The organism is uncultured Flavobacterium sp. (assembly GCF_951805225.1).
Classification (GTDB): domain Bacteria; phylum Bacteroidota; class Bacteroidia; order Flavobacteriales; family Flavobacteriaceae; genus Flavobacterium.
Window position 1 is genome coordinate 847453 of the sequence record NZ_OX638201.1, and the last position, 18855, is coordinate 866307.

16 protein-coding genes are annotated in these 18855 nt (G+C 34.4%); 10 read left to right on the forward strand and 6 right to left on the reverse strand.

Annotated elements, in window-relative coordinates; all coding sequences use genetic code 11:
* The first annotated feature begins 69 nt into the window (after nucleotides 1-69).
* The 3 genes from WN975_RS03725 to WN975_RS03735 are packed head-to-tail and all read left to right on the forward strand — an operon-like array spanning nucleotide 70 to nucleotide 1818.
* Nucleotides 70-435, forward strand: a complete 366-nt coding sequence (locus WN975_RS03725) for a response regulator (protein ID WP_337965276.1) — start codon at nucleotides 70-72, stop codon at nucleotides 433-435.
* Nucleotides 436-442: 7 nt separating this feature from the next.
* Nucleotides 443-1252 (forward strand): protein-glutamate O-methyltransferase CheR, encoded by an 810-nt coding sequence (locus tag WN975_RS03730; RefSeq protein ID WP_337965277.1) that lies wholly within the window; start codon nucleotides 443-445, stop codon nucleotides 1250-1252.
* On the forward strand, nucleotides 1234-1818 hold the full coding sequence (locus WN975_RS03735; RefSeq protein ID WP_337965278.1) for a chemotaxis protein CheB: 585 nt from the start codon (nucleotides 1234-1236) through the stop codon (nucleotides 1816-1818). Before WN975_RS03730 ends, WN975_RS03735 begins: the two co-directional genes overlap by 19 nt.
* A 235-nt stretch (nucleotides 1819-2053) precedes the next feature.
* Here the strand turns inward: WN975_RS03735 and WN975_RS03740 are convergent, their stop codons facing one another.
* Together WN975_RS03740 and WN975_RS03745 are read right to left on the reverse strand one after the other, a co-directional pair.
* The gene (locus tag WN975_RS03740; RefSeq protein ID WP_337965279.1) at nucleotides 2054-2827 is read right to left on the reverse strand and encodes a porin family protein; all 774 of its coding nucleotides are present in this window, start codon (nucleotides 2825-2827) and stop codon (nucleotides 2054-2056) included.
* A 9-nt stretch (nucleotides 2828-2836) separates the two neighbouring features.
* Nucleotides 2837-3958 (reverse strand): hypothetical protein, encoded by a 1122-nt coding sequence (locus WN975_RS03745; RefSeq protein WP_337965280.1) that lies wholly within the window; start codon nucleotides 3956-3958, stop codon nucleotides 2837-2839.
* Nucleotides 3959-4280: 322 nt separating this feature from the next.
* Here WN975_RS03745 and WN975_RS03750 point away from each other — a divergent pair, with 322 nt between their 5' ends.
* The 5 genes from WN975_RS03750 (at nucleotide 4281) to WN975_RS03770 (ending at nucleotide 12691) form a co-directional block, all read left to right on the forward strand.
* On the forward strand, nucleotides 4281-4604 hold the full coding sequence (locus WN975_RS03750; protein WP_337965281.1) for a hypothetical protein: 324 nt from the start codon (nucleotides 4281-4283) through the stop codon (nucleotides 4602-4604).
* Nucleotides 4605-4712: 108 nt separating this feature from the next.
* A complete protein-coding gene (locus tag WN975_RS03755; RefSeq protein ID WP_337965282.1) occupies nucleotides 4713-7865 on the forward strand; it encodes a CusA/CzcA family heavy metal efflux RND transporter in 3153 nt (1050 codons plus the stop codon).
* 101 nt (nucleotides 7866-7966) lie between these two features.
* Complete coding sequence (locus WN975_RS03760; protein ID WP_337965283.1) at nucleotides 7967-9163, forward strand: TolC family protein; 1197 nt, start codon at nucleotides 7967-7969, stop codon at nucleotides 9161-9163.
* A 1-nt stretch (nucleotide 9164) separates the two neighbouring features.
* Nucleotides 9165-10430, forward strand: coding sequence for an efflux RND transporter periplasmic adaptor subunit (locus WN975_RS03765; RefSeq protein WP_337965284.1), 1266 nt, complete (start codon nucleotides 9165-9167; stop codon nucleotides 10428-10430).
* 254 nt (nucleotides 10431-10684) lie between these two features.
* Nucleotides 10685-12691 carry a heavy metal translocating P-type ATPase gene (locus WN975_RS03770; RefSeq protein WP_337965285.1) on the forward strand — a complete coding sequence of 669 codons (2007 nt, stop codon included), beginning with the start codon at nucleotides 10685-10687 and terminating at the stop codon, nucleotides 12689-12691.
* Between the two features lie 59 nt (nucleotides 12692-12750).
* On the opposite strand, the gene WN975_RS03775 is transcribed toward WN975_RS03770, so the two are convergent.
* On the reverse strand, nucleotides 12751-13401 hold the full coding sequence (locus tag WN975_RS03775) for a GNAT family N-acetyltransferase (RefSeq protein WP_337965286.1): 651 nt from the start codon (nucleotides 13399-13401) through the stop codon (nucleotides 12751-12753).
* A gap of 209 nt (nucleotides 13402-13610) precedes the next feature.
* On the opposite strand from WN975_RS03775, the gene WN975_RS03780 reads away from it, so the two are divergent.
* Nucleotides 13611-14687: a BamA/TamA family outer membrane protein gene (locus WN975_RS03780; RefSeq protein ID WP_337965287.1), complete on the forward strand. Its 1077-nt coding sequence runs from the start codon at nucleotides 13611-13613 to the stop codon at nucleotides 14685-14687.
* A 300-nt stretch (nucleotides 14688-14987) separates the two neighbouring features.
* Here the strand turns inward: WN975_RS03780 and WN975_RS03785 are convergent, their stop codons facing one another.
* The 3 genes from WN975_RS03785 to WN975_RS03795 form a co-directional block, all read right to left on the reverse strand.
* Nucleotides 14988-15389: a tautomerase family protein gene (locus WN975_RS03785; RefSeq protein WP_337965288.1), complete on the reverse strand. Its 402-nt coding sequence runs from the start codon at nucleotides 15387-15389 to the stop codon at nucleotides 14988-14990.
* A gap of 112 nt (nucleotides 15390-15501) precedes the next feature.
* On the reverse strand, nucleotides 15502-17073 hold the full coding sequence (locus tag WN975_RS03790) for an arylsulfatase (protein WP_337965289.1): 1572 nt from the start codon (nucleotides 17071-17073) through the stop codon (nucleotides 15502-15504).
* 187 nt (nucleotides 17074-17260) lie between these two features.
* Nucleotides 17261-17914: a VOC family protein gene (locus WN975_RS03795; protein WP_337965290.1), complete on the reverse strand. Its 654-nt coding sequence runs from the start codon at nucleotides 17912-17914 to the stop codon at nucleotides 17261-17263.
* A 214-nt stretch (nucleotides 17915-18128) separates the two neighbouring features.
* Here WN975_RS03795 and WN975_RS03800 point away from each other — a divergent pair, with 214 nt between their 5' ends.
* The gene (locus WN975_RS03800) at nucleotides 18129-18836 is read left to right on the forward strand and encodes a hypothetical protein (protein ID WP_337965291.1); all 708 of its coding nucleotides are present in this window, start codon (nucleotides 18129-18131) and stop codon (nucleotides 18834-18836) included.
* The last annotated feature ends 19 nt before the right edge of the window (nucleotides 18837-18855 follow it).

Sequence of the window (18855 nt, forward strand, 5' to 3'; positions counted from 1 at the left end):
GAATTAGTGAAAATTTGTGCAATTCGTGGCAAAAAACCGTGACAAAAAAACTTTAAAAAGAAGACGAAAATGAATAAAAAAAGACTCTTAATTATTGATGATGATTCTAGAAATATTTTTGCTTTAGAAAACACTTTACGTGCAAAGTCATTCGATTGTTTGTCTTGTTTAAGTGCTGAGGAAGCTTTGAAATTATTAGAATCTGATGAAATCATAGATGGTGTTTTAATCGATATGATGATGCCGGAAATGGATGGTTATGAAGCTATTCCGTTAATAAAAAAGATTCCGTCAAGAGAATCCACTTTTGTAGTTGCGGTAACTGCTCAGGCGATGGTAGGCGATAAAGAAAAATGTTTGGAAGCGGGAGCAGACGAATATATTTCTAAACCCGTTGATGTAGATAAATTACTGCTTATTTTGAGCAAAATTTGAACGAATTATGATTGAGGATATCGAGTTAGAAACGCTTATTAATGATGTTTACGAATATTATGGTTTTGACTTTGGAAGTTACTCCAGAGCTTCCTTAAAAAGGCGCGTTACCAGAGTAATTCAGTTAGATGGATTTAAACATTTTCATGAATTTCTTTCCAAAGTTCGGTATGATCCGGAATATTATAAAAGAATGGTAGACGAAATCACGGTCAATGTGACGGAAATGTTTCGTGATCCTGCTTTTTATGCTGTTGTGCGCAAGGAGATTTTACCATTATTAGGTACAAAACCCTTTATACGATTATGGCACGCAGGTTGTTCTACGGGCGAAGAAGTATATTCGATGGCAATTATGCTCAAAGAAGCCGGTTTACTTCATAAATCACTGCTTTATGCAACTGATATAAATGCTACGGTTTTAGAAACCGCCAAAAAAGGTATTTTCCCTTTGCGAATGATGAAAGAATACTCAGAGAATTATCGTAATGCGGGCGGACAAGAAGACTTTTCGAGTTATTATATTGCCAATTATGGTATCGCTAAGTTTAATGAAGAACTGGCAGAAAAAATGGTTTTCTCACAACATAATTTGGTTTCCGATACTTCATTCAATGAATTTGATATGATTTTATGCCGAAATGTTTTGATTTATTTTGATAATGATCTTCAAAAAAGAGTTATTAATTTATTCGATGAAAGTTTGGCTGTTTTAGGATTTTTAGCGCTTGGAACAAAGGAAACTATTAAGTATTCGATTGATACGGGCAAATACAAACAGCTGGATAAAGAGAAAATATGGAGGAAAGTAAAATAATATCAGGCTGTAAAGTTGTAATAATAGGCGGTTCTGCAGGAAGTTTGAATGCTTTAATGCAAATTTTGCCGGAATTGTATAAACTAAATGATTTTGCGATTGTAATCGTAGTCCACAGAAAAAGTACTGACGATCAAACATTAGAAGATCTAATCGCTTTAAAAGCAAAAGTTGCCGTAAAACCTGTTGAAGATAAAGTGCCGCTTTTACCCGGATTTATTTATATCGCGCCCTCAAATTATCATTTATTATTCGAAAATAACGAAACACTTTCTCTCGATACTTCAGAGAAAGTAAACTATAGTCGACCAAGTATAGATGTTTCGTTTGAATCTGCTGCAGAAGTTTATAAAGAAACTTTAGTTGGAATTTTATTATCAGGTTCAAACGCAGACGGAACTTATGGTTTAAAAAGAATTAAAGCTTCGGGAGGAACTATTGTAGTTCAGAATCCTCTTGCTGCAGATATGCCTTTTATGCCCAATAATGCAATCGAAAAATCCGCTCCTGATTTTATTTTAAATAATGAAGAATTATTAGCATTTATAACTTCAATAAATACTTAAAAATAAAATTGATTAAGCATAATTGTTTTAACACATAGAGACATAGCTTTTGTTTACTTAAAAAAAAGGCGTTTCACTTAATTTAAATACACATAGCACTATCTGTGTCAAAGAAATATATTTCTTTTATTACCTCCTTTTTACACACATAAAATCTATGTTTCTATGTGTTTAATTTTTTTATACGTCAAGCGGAAGGAAATAGAATGAGTAATTAAACTCAACGGGTCAAAAATTACTTTTTAGGCTGAGGCGCTTCGTCTGAAGGAAGAATAACTTTGTTGAGTTCAGCTTCTTTATCTGCTCTTCTTTGTGCCGCTTTTCCTTTTCCAATCGGGATTCCTGCTGTAATGTACAAAGATCTGTTGTAAACATTTGGACCGTCGCCTTTCATTACAGGAACCAATCCGTAGTAATATTGAACAGTAAAATTCAATCCGTTTCCAATATTCATATGATAACCCGCGCCAAGAGCAACTCCGGCGTCGATAACACGAATTTGATCTCGGATATTCTTTTTATAAATCACATCATCTTTATCATATTCTTGCTTGATTTCATCAAAAGCTTTGGCTAATAAACCAAATTGAGGTCCGGTTTTAAAGTAAATTCCGTTTTTGAATTGGTACTTTATTAAAATAGGCACATTAAAATAGCGTAATTCACGATTAACACTTCCGTTGGCAAACGTATTATCCAGATTTGCATCGTTTAACGAATATACAGGCAATCCATGCGCACCCATTGGCGATTTTACGATCACGCCAGTATTAATCATCCATTCGGGATTTTTATGAGATCGAATATCAAAATAAAAACCAAGATTAAAACCTGGTTCTGTGCCCGAAGTATCCAAACCAGAAATCGTGGAGAGATTAATACCGCCTTCTAAACCAAATTCCAGAAATGGCGAATTCAGTTTATTTCCAAAAATCAAGGAAATTAAAACTTGCGAATGAGCAGGAGCAAAGCAAAGCAGTGCAAAAAGCAATAATAAACCTTTTTTCATATAATTGGGTTAAAGTCCAAAACGATATTGAAGACCAGCTAAATATTGGGTACGAGAGCCTAAAAACCCGGCCTCGACTCTAAACATAATATGTTTGTTGTATTGAAATTGAGATCCAACAATAAAGTTCCACATATCTTTAGGCGCTTTCTGAAGCGAATATTGTACCGTTGAATTATCTGCAGTACTCAACGCTCCATCCAAAGTTGTCAGGAAGGTTCCGGCTTTTTCGAGTGCTCTATTTGCAGTATTATGTTTCGCAACATTTATAGGATTTGCTTGTTGCGCAGGCGATAATCCGTCCCACCAAGTATTGACTTTTGTTTGATTTTCAGAAACTTTTGCCAATCCGTCATCAACTTTTTGCTGCGCATTATCTAGATTTAATACATCAGACAAAGCTATATTTCCTTTCGTATTTCCTTCAATATGAACTCTAAAACCACCAACCCATAATGCAATATTTCTTTCCGGTTTACGAAGTTTAAAAGTTTTACCTAATCTTGGTCCAAAAATATAAGAGAATGCAGGTTTGTCTAAAGAGCTAACATCGCTCCAGGACATATTCATGTCAAGTGCTAACCATCCGCCGCCAATACCAATAGTAGGCGTTAATCCAAATCCAAATGTTGTAGCATCAAAATTGGCTTTGGTACCAAAACTGGCAACTTGAGACCAGTTATTATCTGCGTCAGGAACCCAAATTCCTGCATTTATCTTAGTTGTTGGTTTTGCTTTTCCAAAAATTCCGTACACATTTAAAAAAGGAAGAAGCCAAATATCAGGTCTGATAGTAAGTGCACCAACTTCGACTGAAGATTTATCGAAACGAACAATTTCATCCAAATCATACATTGGACCATTATTGAAACCTACTTCAAGATTTTTTATAGTAATATCAGAATCCTGCCAAAAATAATTTACAGAAAGTCCCGCAGAATATGGTAGATTGTATCCTTTTTGAGCTACTTTTTCTCCCCAAATAGGTAAAGCATATGGATAGTTTTCGATTTTAAGACTGTCTTTTAGAACTTGATTTTTTTCTCCTACGATTTTATCGGTGTAAACCTGTCCAAAAATCTGAATGCTAAAGAGTAATAATAAGGCTGATATTAGTGTGTTACATTTCATTGATTTTGTAGTATTATAAAATTAATTAATTATAGAACTGCGTAAAATAATATGTACTAATGTATTCTTATGTAAAATATCTTCTTATCTTTTGTATTTCAATGTATTGGATTAAAAATGGAGCGGTGTTTTGTTTTTAGAAAATATGTTAATTATTGTTAAAGTTAAATAAATTTTCTTACCAGTTGCAATATTTTTCAAGAAAGTACACATTTAAACCGAAAAAAAAATCGATCAGTTTTGTAAGATATTTGTTGTTCTCCCGAAATAGCATTTTCAATTATTTAAATTTTTGAATAGAAATAAATAGTATTTTTGTACCGTGAAATGGATAGCAATTATATTGTCAGTTTATTTATTGGCGCTTTCAAATATGCCTTGTGCAGATATGGAAGTAGATAGCGCCGTTCATAAAACAGCCCAATTTTCATCAGAAGCAAATCATTCGCACGACAAAGACAATGATTTATGTTCTCCGTTTTGTGCCTGTAATTGCTGTGGCGCGCAGGTTTTGAGTTATCAAACCGTTGAAACTTTTGATTTTCAGAGCGTAAATTCTATCATTTCGATTCAATTACCAAGTTATAATTCTGTTTTTGCTTCCAATTTCTACGGAAGTATTTGGCAACCCCCTCAAATAGCATAATGATGCCCAACCCAATAAAATGGGCTTTGGGATAGAGAGTTGTGGATTTTCCACAGTATTCAAATAGGCAAAACTTTGCCTCATTTCTCATATCATTATACCATTAAAATGTTAGATAAAATCATACAGTTTAGTATAAAGAACAAGTTTGTTATACTATTATTTACCCTTATTTTAATAGCTTGGGGAAGCTATTCGCTCAAACAATTGCCGCTTGACGCCTTGCCGGATATTACCAATAATCAAGTACAGATTATTACAACGGCACCAACATTGGCAAGTCAGGAAGTCGAGCAATTAATAACATATCCGCTGGAACAAGCCGTAAAAACAGTTCCGGATATTATAGAACTTCGCAGTATTTCTCGTTTTGGATTATCAGTTGTAACCGTTGTTTTTGAAGACAATGTTGATATTTACTGGGCAAGAGAACAAATATTTCAACGTTTAAAACAAGCCGAAGAAAATATTCCTGCTTATGCAGGTTCGCCGGAATTAGCGCCAATTTCAACAGGTTTAGGCGAGATTTATCAATACGATGTTTATGCCAAAAAAGGCTATGAAAACAAATACGATGCTGTAAAACTAAGAACCATACAGGATTGGATAATTATTCCGCAATTGCAAGGAGTCAAAGGCGTTGCCGATGTAAGTACCTGGGGCGGAAAACTTAAACAATACGAAATCGCCGTAAACCCAAATACACTAAACAGTCTGGGAGTTACAATTACCGAAATTTTTGAGGCACTGGAAAAAAACAATCAAAATACCGGAGGTGCTTATATCGAAAAAGATCAATACGCTTATTTTATTCGTGGCGTTGGAATGGCAAAAGGCACAAAAGACTTAGGAAATGTTGTAGTTAAAAACCGAAATGGTTCGCCAGTTTTAGTTCGCGATGTTGCCGAAGTCAGAGAAGGTGTTGCTTTGCGTTACGGAGCTTCTACAAAAGATGGTAAAGGCGAAATTGTTTCCGGTTTAGTTTTGATGTTAAAAGGCGAAAACTCAAGCGCTGTAGTCAACAGAATCCACGAAAGAATGATTCAGATTAATAAAAGTTTACCCGAAGGTGTTGTTGCCGAAGCTTTCATCGACCGAGGAAAATTGGTTGATAATGCAATAGGAACCGTGACAAAAAACTTATTAGAAGGAGCTTTAATCGTGATTTTTGTCTTGATTTTATTTCTGGGGAATCTTCGCGCTGGTTTAATCGTAGCTTCGGTGATTCCGTTAGCGATGCTTTTTGCTATTATTTTAATGAATGCCTTTGGCGTAAGCGGAAATTTAATGAGTTTGGGCGCAATCGACTTTGGAATAATTGTCGACGGAGCCGTAATTATTGTTGAAGCCACAATGCATCATCTGCAACAACTTAAACGTAAAAAAGAATTATCACAAGGCGAAATGGATGCTGAAGTCTATAATTCGGCTTCAAAAATCAGAAATAGTGCCGCTTTTGGAGAAATCATTATTCTAATTGTCTACTTGCCAATCCTCGCATTAATAGGAACCGAAGGAAAAATGTTCAGACCTATGGCGATGACCGTTGGTTTTGCCGTTATTGGTGCTTTTATCCTTTCGCTGACTTATGTGCCAATGATGAGCGCTTTATTCTTGTCTAAAAATACAGAACACAAAGAAAATTTCAGTGACAGAATGATGGCTTGGTTAGAATCCATTTATACGCCATTTCTGGAGAAAGCACTGCAATTTAAAAAGATTGTTTTAGGAATATCAGTTGGTTTATTTGCTCTCGGATTAATTGTTTTTAATAGTATGGGAGGAGAATTTATTCCAACAATCGAAGAAGGTGATTTGGCTATAAATGCTACAATTATGACCGGAAGTTCGCTTACGCAGATGGTAGAAACGACCACAAAATACGAACAGATTCTAAAAGCCAAATTTCCTGAGATTAAAACCATCGTAACCAAAATAGGAAGCGGTGAAATCCCGACAGATCCAATGCCAATCGAAAGTGGTGATGTGATTATTGTTTTGAAAGACAAAAAAGAATGGAAAGGCAAATACCATAATTGGGAAGATTTAGCAAACGCCATGAAAGAAGAAATGGAAGTAATTCCAGGCGCTAATATTGAGATTTCGCAACCTATTCAAATGCGTTTTAACGAATTAATGACCGGAAGCCGAAGCGATATCGCCATTAAAATTTTTGGTGATGATCTGGAAATTCTGGACTCAAAAGCAGCAGAGTTAATTTCGAAAATTAAAAATATCAAAGGAATTGCCGACTTAAAAGCCGATAAAGTAACGGGTTTACCTCAAATAACGATTAAATACGATTACAATAAAATCGCTTTATACGGATTGAATATCTCAGACATAAACCGAATCATTCGTTCGTCGTTTGCCGGAGAAAGTGCCGGAAAAATCTATGATGAAAGCAAGCGATTTGATGTTGTCGTGCGAATGAATGAGAACAATCGCGCCGATATTACAGATGTGAGTAATTTGTTTATTCCGTTGCCGAATGGTCAGCAAGTCCCGCTTTCGCAAGTTGCGACGGTAGATTATGAGCAAGGTCCGGTGCAAGTTGTTCGCGAAGACGGAAAACGTAGAATCACCGTTGGATTAAACGTTCGTGGACGTGATATTAAAAGTGTTGTCGAAGAAATTCAGCAAAAGCTGGACAAAAATTATAAACTTCCTGCAGGTTATTATGTAACGTATGGCGGTCAGTTTGAGAATTTAATCGAAGCTACAAAACGACTTTCGGTTGCGTTGCCAATTGCCTTAGGATTAATATTGGTATTGCTTTATTTCACTTTTAAAAGTTTCAAACAAGCAGGATTAATTTTTACCGCAATTCCATTATCCGCGATTGGAGGAGTTTTTGCGCTTTGGTTACGCGGAATGCCTTTTAGTATTTCGGCAGGAATTGGTTTTATTGCCTTATTCGGAATCGCGGTTTTAAACGGAATCGTATTGATTTCGTATTTCAATCAGCTTAAAACCGAAGGAATATTAGATCCGCTACAAAGAGTTTTAATTGGAACCAAAACGAGATTACGTCCCGTTTTAATGACTGCAGCCGTAGCTTCTTTAGGCTTTTTGCCAATGGCATTATCGACAAGCGGAGGAGCAGAAGTTCAGAAACCTTTAGCAACCGTAGTTATTGGAGGTTTAGTTTCAGCAACTTTATTGACATTAATCGTTTTACCGATTTTGTACTTACTGTTGGAACGTGGAATTAACCGCAAAGAACGACAAGATTTACGCGAAGAACGCAATGAAGATTAAAAAGAGACAAGATGAAAGACACAAGATATAACTTAAACACAAACCCCTTTGCGAACTCTGCGAATCTTCCTTTGCGAGCTTTGCGGTTAAACACGCTCCAATTGACGAATAAAACTTTATGGTTAATCACGTTCCTATTGGTTAGCACAATTTCGCAAGCACAAGAAAAAATTAGCCTGGAAAAAGCAATAGAACTTGCCAAATCAAACAACATCGAGTTAAAAATTGCCGATAAAGAAATACAAAGACAAACAGTTCTTAAAAAGACGGCATTTCAGCCGGAACCGCTTCAGGTGCAATATCAAGGCGGGCAATTTAATAGTGCCGATTTTGATCATAATGTTTCTATTCAGCAGTTTTTTCCAATAGGAAATATTACGAAAGCCAATAGACAATTACAGGAAGAACTGGTAAAATTGGCAGAAAAACGAAAAGCTTTATCTTCTTACGAATTAGAAAAAGCAGTTACGTTGGCGTATTACCAGTATTTGTACGGAGTTTCGATTCAGAAATTGAACTCGGAATTAAATGATATTTATACCAAATTTCTAAAGAATGCAGAACTTCGGTTTCAAACCGGAGAAAGCGGAAACATTGAAGTTATTAGCGCTAAAGCGAAAGTAAAAGAGATCGAAACGCAAAAAGAACAATTAGAATATGATTTAGCTATTTACCAAAAACAATTGCAGTTTTTTATCGAAACGGATCAAAATATTGTTCCGGATGAAAACACAGCTTTGCAATATTCGATTGTAAAAGAAGAAGGAAATTTGAAAGTCGAAGGTTTAATGACGGATTATTATCAGCAACAAATTTCGGTATATCAAAAAGAAGCAAATACGTATAGAGCAATGCGAACGCCTAAATTAGGATTGGGTTATTTTGCACAAACGATCAATACTGAATCTTTGTTTCAGGGTTTTACGGCAGGATTGCAAATTCCGTTATTTGGAGGCGTAAATACTGCAAAAGCACAGGCTTCAGCAATAAGTATTTCGCAATCGCAATTGGCTTTAGATAAAAATAAATTAGCGCTGAATCTGCAAAAGCAAGAATTAGAAAACAACTTCAAAAAGCAGCAAAAAGCATTAGATTATTATCAAAAAGAAGGATCGCAATATGCCGATCAAATCATAAGTACGGCGCAAAAGAGTTATGCCAATGGTGATTTGAGTTATTGGTCGTATATCAGTTTTTTAAATCAGGCAATTGATATTAAAAAACAATATACAGAGGCAACTCATAATTATAATCAAAGCGCTATCGAACTTCAATTCCCAACCATCAAAAACAATTAAAATGAAAAATATAGTTAAAAACTTAACCGCAAAGAACGCAATAGATTTTTCGCAAAGTTCGCAAAGTTTAATTTCCTTGCGTGCCTTGCGCTTTTTCCTTGCGTGCCTTGCGGTTATATCCTTTGCATCTTGCAATGAAAAGAAAACCGAAGAAGCGCCTGAAGAAGAGAAATCACAAACAGAAGTCGCTTTAAACGAATCTCAATATAAAACCGTTGGAATCGAAACAGGAATTGTAGAAAACAGAAACCTGAACAAGATTATAAAAGCAAACGGTTATACAACGGTTCCGCCGCAAAATTCTGCAGAAGTTTCGACTTTGATAGGAGGAACGGTGAAAGATATTTTTGTTCTGGAAGGCACTTTTGTGAATAAAGGCAAAGTTCTGGCTACGATTCAGAATCTGGAAGTAATCGAAATGCAGGAAGATTATCATTCGGCTACAGCCAATATCGAATATTTGCAATTAGAATACAATCGTCAGAAAACATTGAGCGACGAGAATGTGAATCCAAGGAAAGTTTTTCAGGAAGTAAAATCAAAATTAGCTGCAGAAAGAGCGAGAGCACAAGCAGCAAAAAATAAATTAGACGCTTTGAATGTGAGCACAAAAGGAAGTACTTCGTTAGTGCCAATCGTAGCGCCAATAAGTGGTTATGTGGGAAATATAAAGATTGCAAAAGGTGCGTTCGCACAAAGTGGAGTAACATTATTTGAAGTGGTTGATAATACGCAGATGCATCTTGATTTGAATGTTTATGAGAAAGATTTAGGTTCAATTTCGGTTGGGCAAGTTATTGACTTTGTCTTGACGAATCAGTCGAATAAATCTATTAAAGGAAAGATATTCGGAATCAATAAATCATTTTCTAATGAAAGTAAAACCGTTGCTGTTCACGCCAAAATTGATCCGGCAGATGCCAAAGGATTAATTCCGGGAATGTATGTTTCGGCAAATATCAATATTACAAATACGACGGTTCCGGCTTTACCAAAAGATGCCGTGGTTCGAAATGCAGATAAGTATTTTGTGTTTGTTCAGGAAGAAGATCATGAAGAGAAACACGAAGAAAAGGCAGCAGAAAAAGGAACAGTACATGAAAAAGAAATCCATTTTAAAGCAATTGAAGTGATTCCGGGCACAACAGATCTTGGTTTTACGGAGGTAAAGTTTGTAGATAAAATTGAGCCTGATGCTAAAATTGTTACGAAAGGAGCTTTTTATTTGTTATCGGCATTGAAAGGCGGAGGAGAACATGAACATTGATTTTTTTTAAGGGACTAAGGTGCTGAGATACTAAGGTTCTGACGTTTTAGTTCGTGTAGAATTGCTCGTAAAGTCGCAGAGTCGCAAAGTTTTCAGGTATTATGTTTTTAAGTTTTAATATCGAAAATCAAAAGAAACTTAAAAAACTCTGCGACTTCGCGTCTTTGCGAGATTAAAAATAGTCTAACATAAAAACATTTGAGACAAAATCCGTAAATTTAGAAGCTATTTAGATAAAACTTGAAACCCATTTTATGGAACATATACATACAGAAGAAAAAATAATAAAAAAGAAACCAAAACAATCTACGTGCTGTTGTTCACATGAAGAACCCGTTCACTCTGAAAATGACGGACATGATCACGGAGACGGACACGATCATGAACATAATGCCGATGGCGGTTTATTTAGAATGTTTTTGCCAGCGATAATCTCATTTGTTTTATTACTTATTGGGATTGGGTTAGACAATTATTTTCCGCAAACCTGGTTTACTGGTTATGTTAGAATTGGTTGGTACGTAATTGCCTATTTACCGGTTGGACTTCCTGTTTTGAGAGAAGCTTATGAAAGCATTATGAAAGGCGATGTTTTCTCAGAATTTTTCCTGATGTGTATCGCTACAATTGGAGCTTTTGCGATTGGAGAATTTCCAGAAGGAGTTGCCGTAATGTTGTTTTATACTATTGGTGAAAACTTTCAGGGATTGGCGGTTAGCCGGGCAAAATCAAATATCAAAAGCTTATTAGATCAACGTCCGGATGAGGTGAATGTTTTAGAAAATAATGTTGCCACAAAAGTCAAAGCTGCCGATGCAAAAATAGGATCAATTATTCAGCTTAAAGCGGGAGAAAAACTAGGATTAGATGGCGAATTGTTATCAGATACAGCTTCGTTTAATACAGCGGCACTTACCGGTGAAAGCAAACCTGATACTAAGATAAAAGGAGAAACGGTTCTGGCAGGAATGATTAACGGAAACACTATTGCGCTTGTAAAAGTGACAACGGCTTATAACGATAGTAAACTTTCTAAAATCTTAGAAATGGTACAAAATGCCACGACTAAAAAAGCGCCAGCAGAGTTATTCATTAGAAAATTTGCCAAGATTTATACGCCAATTGTTGTTTATCTGGCAATTGCTATTTGTGTATTACCGTGGCTTTTTGTAGATAATTATGTTTTTAGCGATTGGTTGTACAGAGCTTTAGTTTTCTTGGTAATTTCATGTCCTTGTGCTTTGGTTATTAGTATTCCGTTAGGTTATTTTGGCGGAATTGGCGCTGCGAGTAAAAACGGAATCTTGTTTAAAGGAAGTAATTTTCTTGATAGTATATCAACGATTCAGAATGTTGTGATGGATAAAACCGGAACAATGACTGAAGGCGTTTTTAAAGTTCAGGAAGTTATTATTGCCGAGGAATTTGATAAAGAAGAAATCTTAAAATTTGTCAATGTTATCGAAAGTCAGAGTACACATCCGGTGGCGACGGCGATTCATAATCACGTTGGAAAAATTGATGCTTCAATCGAATTGAAAAATGTCGAAGAAATCTCTGGACATGGATTAAAAGCTGAAATTAACGGAAAAGAATTGCATGTTGGGAATTTTAAATTATTGGATAAATTCAATATTAAATATGATATTGATCCAAATTCAGTTGTTTATACGACGATTGCAATTGCATACGATAAAAAATTTGCAGGATATTTGACCATTGCAGACGAAATTAAAGAAGACGCACAAGAAGCTGTAAATAAATTAAAAGCTTTGGGCGTTAAAGTAACAATGCTAAGTGGCGATAAAACCAATGTGGTTCAGTTTGTTGCCAATAAATTAGGCATTACAAATGCGTTTGGAGATTTACTTCCGGAAGGCAAAGTCGATAAACTAAACGAGATAAAAGCAAAAAATGAAACTGTAGCTTTTGTTGGCGATGGTGTAAATGATGCGCCGGTTATCGCTTTAAGCACTGTTGGGATTGCGATGGGAGGATTAGGAAGTGACGCCACAATCGAAACCGCCGATGTTGTAATTCAGGACGATAAACCAAGCAAAATTCCAATGGCGATTAATATTGGAAAACAAACCAAAAAGATTGTCTGGCAGAATATTACACTTGCTTTTGTTGTAAAAGCTTTTGTATTAATTCTTGGCGCCGGAGGATTAGCTACAATGTGGGAAGCTGTTTTTGCCGATGTCGGAGTTGCATTATTAGCGATACTAAACGCTGTAAGAATACAGAAAATGAAGTTTTAATTTTTAATATAAAGAGAAGCCGTTTCAGAGTAAAATTTGAAACGGTTTTTTTATTCTTTTTAATTATTATCAGGAATTACAACAGATGTATAAAGAGAATAAACTTCCCATCCTAAAGACTGGTATAATGATTTGCCTTCTTCGGTTGCAACCAAAAAATTATTGTGAATGTTATTTGCTAAAGCAATCTTCTCCAATTCTTTCATCAGAAAAGTAGCAAGACCCATTCTTTTATGTTGAGGTTCGGTTGAAATTCGATCATAAACTGCTAAATCATCAACAAGAACAACGCGTCCTGTTGAGGCTAATTGTCCTTCTTTAGTAACAATTCGGACAAGAAAAGTTGTATTATATTGTTCAAATTCTAAGGTATAATTATCGTTTAAATTGCTATTTAAAATATTCATCGGATGAAAACAAGTCATCATATAACCTTGTGGCTGAATAATCCATTTATCAGAAATTCTATCTTTTAATTCATCAACAGAAGCGCAAACTTTTAGAAAAATCCAAGGCTCATTTATAGATTCTGACAATTCAAAAAAATTATCATTAAGTTGAGGAAAAACATAACGTCTTTTTTGATTTTCATAGCCAACTTCGACCATAAATCCTGATTTGTATTTTGCAGGCAAAGGTAAATTTCTGGATAATGTCCAAGCTGTAAGCCATTTTTCGACGATACTAAAAGGAATGTTTTCTTGAGTCATAATACTAAAAGCAGAATTGTAAATGTAAAGAAATAATAGAGAGATTGTAAAAATTACTTTTTCAGATTATCCTGTTTTCCGAACAATTTTAGACTTAAAAACTTGTAAAGATGGTTGCATTTTCGAATATGAAACACAAGATTAATTAAATTAAAGTATTGTTTTTCAGTGAAGTATTAGCTTTGTTTTTATACCTCAAAAACAAAATTATGAAGAAAGTACTTTTCCTTTCCATACTATTATTCTTAAGTTGTTCGGCGGCGTGGACACAAACAAAAACTATAGATAGTACCAAAACAGCTAAGGCAAAAAAGAAGAACATTGATTTTAATGTGATGCCTTATCTAAACTACAATCGTACTCTTGATTTTATGTTTGGAGCAATCCCAATGATGATGTACAAATTAAACAAAGCAGATACTATTTCGCCTAAATCGCTTTCAGGAATTTCGGCAGTATATACAACCAATAAATCTTATTTTATAGCTTCATTCAATAAATGGTATATTAATGAAGATCGCTGGCGTGCACAATTTTTTGTGGCAACAGGCAATCAAAACGCCCAATATTTTGTGGATGATATTGATACTCCGGATTTTTACAATTACGGAACTAAAACTACGATGGTCAACTTTAGTTTACAGCGCAAAGTAATAAAAGCGTTGTATGCAGGACTTGGTTATGCTTATGCGCATTATGACACCAAATACGAAGACAATGTTCAGCCAACTTCTATAACGCATACAAATGGTTTGCAGTTATTAATGATGTACGATACCCGCGATGCCGTTTATTATCCTACCAAAGGTGATAAAATCAAATTGCGATGGTTGAGTTATCCCAAATGGTTTGGAAATGATGTAAGTGCGAATAAAATATTATCAGAATTTAATAAATATTTTCCAATGCGAAATGGAGTTGACGTTCTCGCAGCTCGTTTTTCGGGTAAATTTGGTTTAGGAAATATTGCTTTCGAACAGCAAGTAACTATTGGAAATGAAGATATCAGAGGATATTCTGAAGGAAAATATCGTGGCGACGGACTTATGGATTTACAAGCTGAATATCGATATAATTTTGGTAAAAAAATGGGACTTGTCGGCTTTGCTGGCGTTGCTACGATTTATGGTTCTGATACGGAAAACTTCAATTGGAAATTATATCCCGGTGCCGGAGCTGGTTTTCGTTACAGAGCTTTTAAAACTGAAAAATTTAATGTTGGACTTGACGCCGCTGTCGGAAAAGGAGATTGGGGACTTTATTTCCGAATTGGCGAAGCTTTTTAGAAAGTAAAATCCGTTTTTATCTGTGTTTTACGAAGTAAATCCGTTTTATCCGCGTCAAAATTAGACGCTGATTTTACTGATTCGCTAAAGCGAAAACGCTGATAAAAACGGATTTTTCTAATTACTTTCTTGATTAAACTGTTAAATAACTTTGTAGATTTCCTCTTAAGTTAATGACATTACGCTTCGGGATTATTTATGTGAAAGAAATGTATTTCTTTTTGTCTCCTTATTTTACATATAAAAAACTATGTCTCTATGTGTTTAATTTTTTATGCCCAAGTATATTTTGTCAAAAAGTTATAAATTCATTAAATGTGCAGAACTCTGAATTTCTCCATTTCCAAAAGACCAATTTTCAAGACCATTATTTTCTAATAAAACAATAATAATATTGTTGATCTGGATTTCTGTTGAGGTCGAAATTTTGGTTGCAATTTGGAGGTATAATTTCTTCTTTTGTTCACGGGTTCTGCCTTGTCCGGCTGTTATTTGAACATAAATAATAGAATCAGAATGGGAAACACCAAGATAACTTTCCGGATATTTTATTTGATGAGGTTCTAATTCTTCAATTATATGAAAATAATCATCTTTCGGAATATGAAATTCTTCGACTAAAGCCTGATGAACAGATTCTGAAATATTATTTTTAGTTTCTAGTGAAAGTATGTTAGGAAGGCTGATTCGTACAAATGGCATTTGGATTTTTATTTAAAGTTGAAACATAAAGATAAATCTTCTTTTTTAAAGAGTAATAAAATTCAAAAGAAAACCCCGAAAATTTCTTTCGGGGTTTATATTTTATAGAAAACTATCGTTCAATTTGTGGTTTCGGCAATTTTGCAATTACTTCATCTATTGAGAATGTTGCCGGAGCCTGACGTGGCGGAAATTTACGGTAAGTTTCCAGATACGCAGCGACTTTTGATACTGCGGGTAAAATTAAAAACGCACGATCAATCATCCATTTTTCATATCCTATAGAACCATCCACAGCATATTCAAAAGGATCTGCTAATAAGTCAATTATAAACGGACCTCTTAATTTTACCATTGGGTCACGCCATATTTCCATTCCTTTGGCATATTGAGCGGCAAAAGTATATTTAAAACGGTCATCACGATACGCAACCAAATTACCGTCATCATCAAAATAAACAAAATCATGACGATTACTTCCGCTTTCACCTTTTAAATACGACAATTGATTGTAACCGTCTAAGTGAACTTTGAAGTTTTTACTTCCTTCCTGAACACCATTTTGAGCACTTTGTACTAAATTTTGATCACCTCCGGCCGCAGCGACTAAAGTAGGCAACCAATCTTCTGCCGAAAATAATCCGGTTAAATTACTTCCCGGTTTGATAACTCCCGGCCAGCGAACCACAGCGGGAGCACGATAAGCGCCTTCCCAGTTGGTATCTTTTTCTGAACGAAACGGAGAAGAACCTCCGTCAGGCCATTGGTTTTTCATTGCACCATTATCCGTAGACCAGATTACAATCGTATTATCGGCAATTTTAAGATCGTCTAGTAATTTTAAAAGTTCACCAACCATTGCATCATGTTCAACCATTCCGTCAGCTTGAGTTCCTAAACCTGTTTTCCCTAAAGAAGAAGGTTTTAAATGAGTAAAAACGTGCATTCTGGTACTATTAAACCAAGTAAAAGAAGGTTTTCCTGCTTTAGCTGATTTGGTGATAAAATCTTTGGCTGCAGCCAAAAATTCTTCATCTACAGTTTCCATTCTTTTCTTAGTTAAAGGTCCTGTATCTTCTACTTTTCCGCCTGCAGTTGCTTTTAAAACACCACGAGGACCAAATGCTTTTTTAAATTCTGCTCCTTTTGGATAATCAGGATTTTCTGGTTCTTCCTCAGCATTTAAGTGATACAGATTCCCAAAAAACTCATCAAATCCATGTTCGGTTGGCAAGTATTTGTCCTGATCTCCAAGGTGATTTTTACCAAACTGACCACACATATATCCTAAAGGTTTTAGAAATTCGGCAATTGTTGGATCTTCTTTTTGCAAACCAACCGGAGATCCCGGTAATCCAACTTTTGTCAAACCTGTACGATAAGGAGATTGTCCTGTAATAAGTGCAGCACGACCGGCGGTACAACTTTGCTGTGCATAATATTGAATAAAAACAGCTCCTTCGTTACCAATTTTGTCGATATTGGGAGTCGTAAAGCCCATTAAACCACGGCTGTAAGCACTTACGTTTGTAACTCCCACATCATCGCCAAAAATAATTAAAATGTTAGGTTTTGATTTGCTTTTTTGAGCTACAATATTTGTAGAAATTCCGAATAACAATAAAATAAGAAAGGATAATTTCATCGTTATTTCAATCCTGTTTAATTTTTTTGATGAATTCATGAAAATTGTTTTTAAGGGGTTCTATTTGTGTTACGGACTAAGTTCTTGTTTAGGTAAGAATTAGTTCACGTAAAGTTATTTGTTTTTAAGGTTTGGTTTTTAAGATATTATGTTCCAAATTATAAATTGAAACATAAAAAAAGCCCAATTCATAAGAATTGGGCCTAATGTATTTTTTGAAATTTTATTATTCGAAAGATAATTCTATAGAATCGCTGTTATTTTCAATTCTGACTTTTGTTTTATTACTTTGAGAAGGTGTTTGCGTTGGATACCAATTGCGATAAGGCTTTACAATGATAAGCAAGCCTTCGTCGTCTCCAATTGCAGCAAAATTTTCGCTATTAAAGTTTTTAGCAAAAAAAGAAAGACCATAATCTTCTATTAAATGTGTTCCTAATTCTATTGGATCTTCATCAACAATACCAATTTCGCTAATATTTAATATTGATTTAGAACTGAAATCTTTTATCTGCAAATTATCAAGATCATGTCTCGCAATAAACTCCAATAAATTACCATTGTTATCATAAAAATAAATCGCATTGGCATTCCAGGTTTCAAAATTGGCAATTACACGTTTATCTTCAATAACCACTAAATCAATTTTGTCGTTGCACCATTTTATTGCTTCTTCAAGTTTGTTCTCCGGAATATTAAAAGCAAAATGATACATAGAATTAAAATCAGGATTTTCTATAAATTTTAAAATAGAACTTCCCGCTTTAACGGTAACCGATTGTGATGTTTTTTCTATAATTGGCAATTCGAGAATATCTCTGTAAAATGCCGTAGTTTCGGGAATATTGTTGGTTTGAATTTGAATATGCTGTAGTTTCATAATAGTAGGCTTTTATAGGGAAGCAAAGGCTTCATTTTGTTTCAAACAAATTTAAAAAACGGTTATAGAATTCTGATTAAGAAACTATTTTATACTTCAATGAAAGAATAAGAAATTATTATAAGAAGAAGTATCGTGTTAAAAAAGAGCTTTTAAATTATTATTAATGATAACACGAATAAATAATTTTTAGTATGTTTGAAAGTAAAAACGGATGAATGAATATCTAAAGAATTATTATAATATTATAAAAGAGAACATAACTATGTTTGCTATCGTGCCAACAATATTAGGCGGAATATGGCAAGTATGGATGTTAGGTTCTATTTCATCAAATATGATTCGTTTTTTTTCAATTTCACAATTGATTTCTGATGGTTTACTTGTTTTAGGTTTTTTTGTTTTTCCAGTTTCAATTGTTTTTCAAAATATTAAAAATAGAAGAAATTCTAAAACACCATTAACAGAAGCAAATACTAAATTCGAACATAACGTTGTAATTGTATCGTTGATTATTGCGATTATAATGATTGGATTGTTTTATGTTGCTATTGGTGATATTATGCAATTAAAAGATTTTAACTCTTTATGGAAGGCCTTGGTCCTTTTAAGCATTTTGACAAGTCTTATTTATGCATGTTTTGAAAAAATATTTGATAAAATGCTAACTTTTGGTCTATATGTATCGATTGTATTAATATTGAATATGACAATTACACTTATCTGTTTTTCGAAAGTTTCAAAAGATTTTTCAGGTATAGAAAATATTCAGGTTTTGCTTCATGATATTGAGAAAAAAGATTGTTATTCAAAAACTCCTGAAATCTTATATTTTAATGATAAATACATTTTTATTGCTTTAGAAAAGAAAGCCAAAAAGAGCATTTTGATAAAAAAGTTTGATGTTCTGTTTGAAGAGTAAACGTTATCCAAATAAAAAA

Bases quoted from the DNA above. Each gene is read 5' to 3' on its own strand.
- WN975_RS03785 (WP_337965288.1), bottom strand. From the start codon at position 15,389: ATGCCATTTGTACGAATCAGCCTTCCTAACATACTTTCACTAGAAACT.
- WN975_RS03725 (WP_337965276.1), top strand. From the start codon at position 70: ATGAATAAAAAAAGACTCTTAATTATTGATGATGATTCTAGAAATATT.
- WN975_RS03740 (WP_337965279.1), bottom strand. From the start codon at position 2,827: ATGAAAAAAGGTTTATTATTGCTTTTTGCACTGCTTTGCTTTGCTCCT.
- WN975_RS03800 (WP_337965291.1), top strand. From the start codon at position 18,129: ATGAATGAATATCTAAAGAATTATTATAATATTATAAAAGAGAACATA.
- WN975_RS03735 (WP_337965278.1), top strand. From the start codon at position 1,234: ATGGAGGAAAGTAAAATAATATCAGGCTGTAAAGTTGTAATAATAGGC.
- WN975_RS03755 (WP_337965282.1), top strand. From the start codon at position 4,713: ATGTTAGATAAAATCATACAGTTTAGTATAAAGAACAAGTTTGTTATA.
- WN975_RS03790 (WP_337965289.1), bottom strand. From the start codon at position 17,073: ATGAATTCATCAAAAAAATTAAACAGGATTGAAATAACGATGAAATTA.
- WN975_RS03780 (WP_337965287.1), top strand. From the start codon at position 13,611: ATGAAGAAAGTACTTTTCCTTTCCATACTATTATTCTTAAGTTGTTCG.
- WN975_RS03765 (WP_337965284.1), top strand. From the start codon at position 9,165: ATGAAAAATATAGTTAAAAACTTAACCGCAAAGAACGCAATAGATTTT.
- WN975_RS03795 (WP_337965290.1), bottom strand. From the start codon at position 17,914: ATGAAACTACAGCATATTCAAATTCAAACCAACAATATTCCCGAAACT.
- WN975_RS03730 (WP_337965277.1), top strand. From the start codon at position 443: ATGATTGAGGATATCGAGTTAGAAACGCTTATTAATGATGTTTACGAA.
- WN975_RS03770 (WP_337965285.1), top strand. From the start codon at position 10,685: ATGGAACATATACATACAGAAGAAAAAATAATAAAAAAGAAACCAAAA.
- WN975_RS03745 (WP_337965280.1), bottom strand. From the start codon at position 3,958: ATGAAATGTAACACACTAATATCAGCCTTATTATTACTCTTTAGCATT.
- WN975_RS03775 (WP_337965286.1), bottom strand. From the start codon at position 13,401: ATGACTCAAGAAAACATTCCTTTTAGTATCGTCGAAAAATGGCTTACA.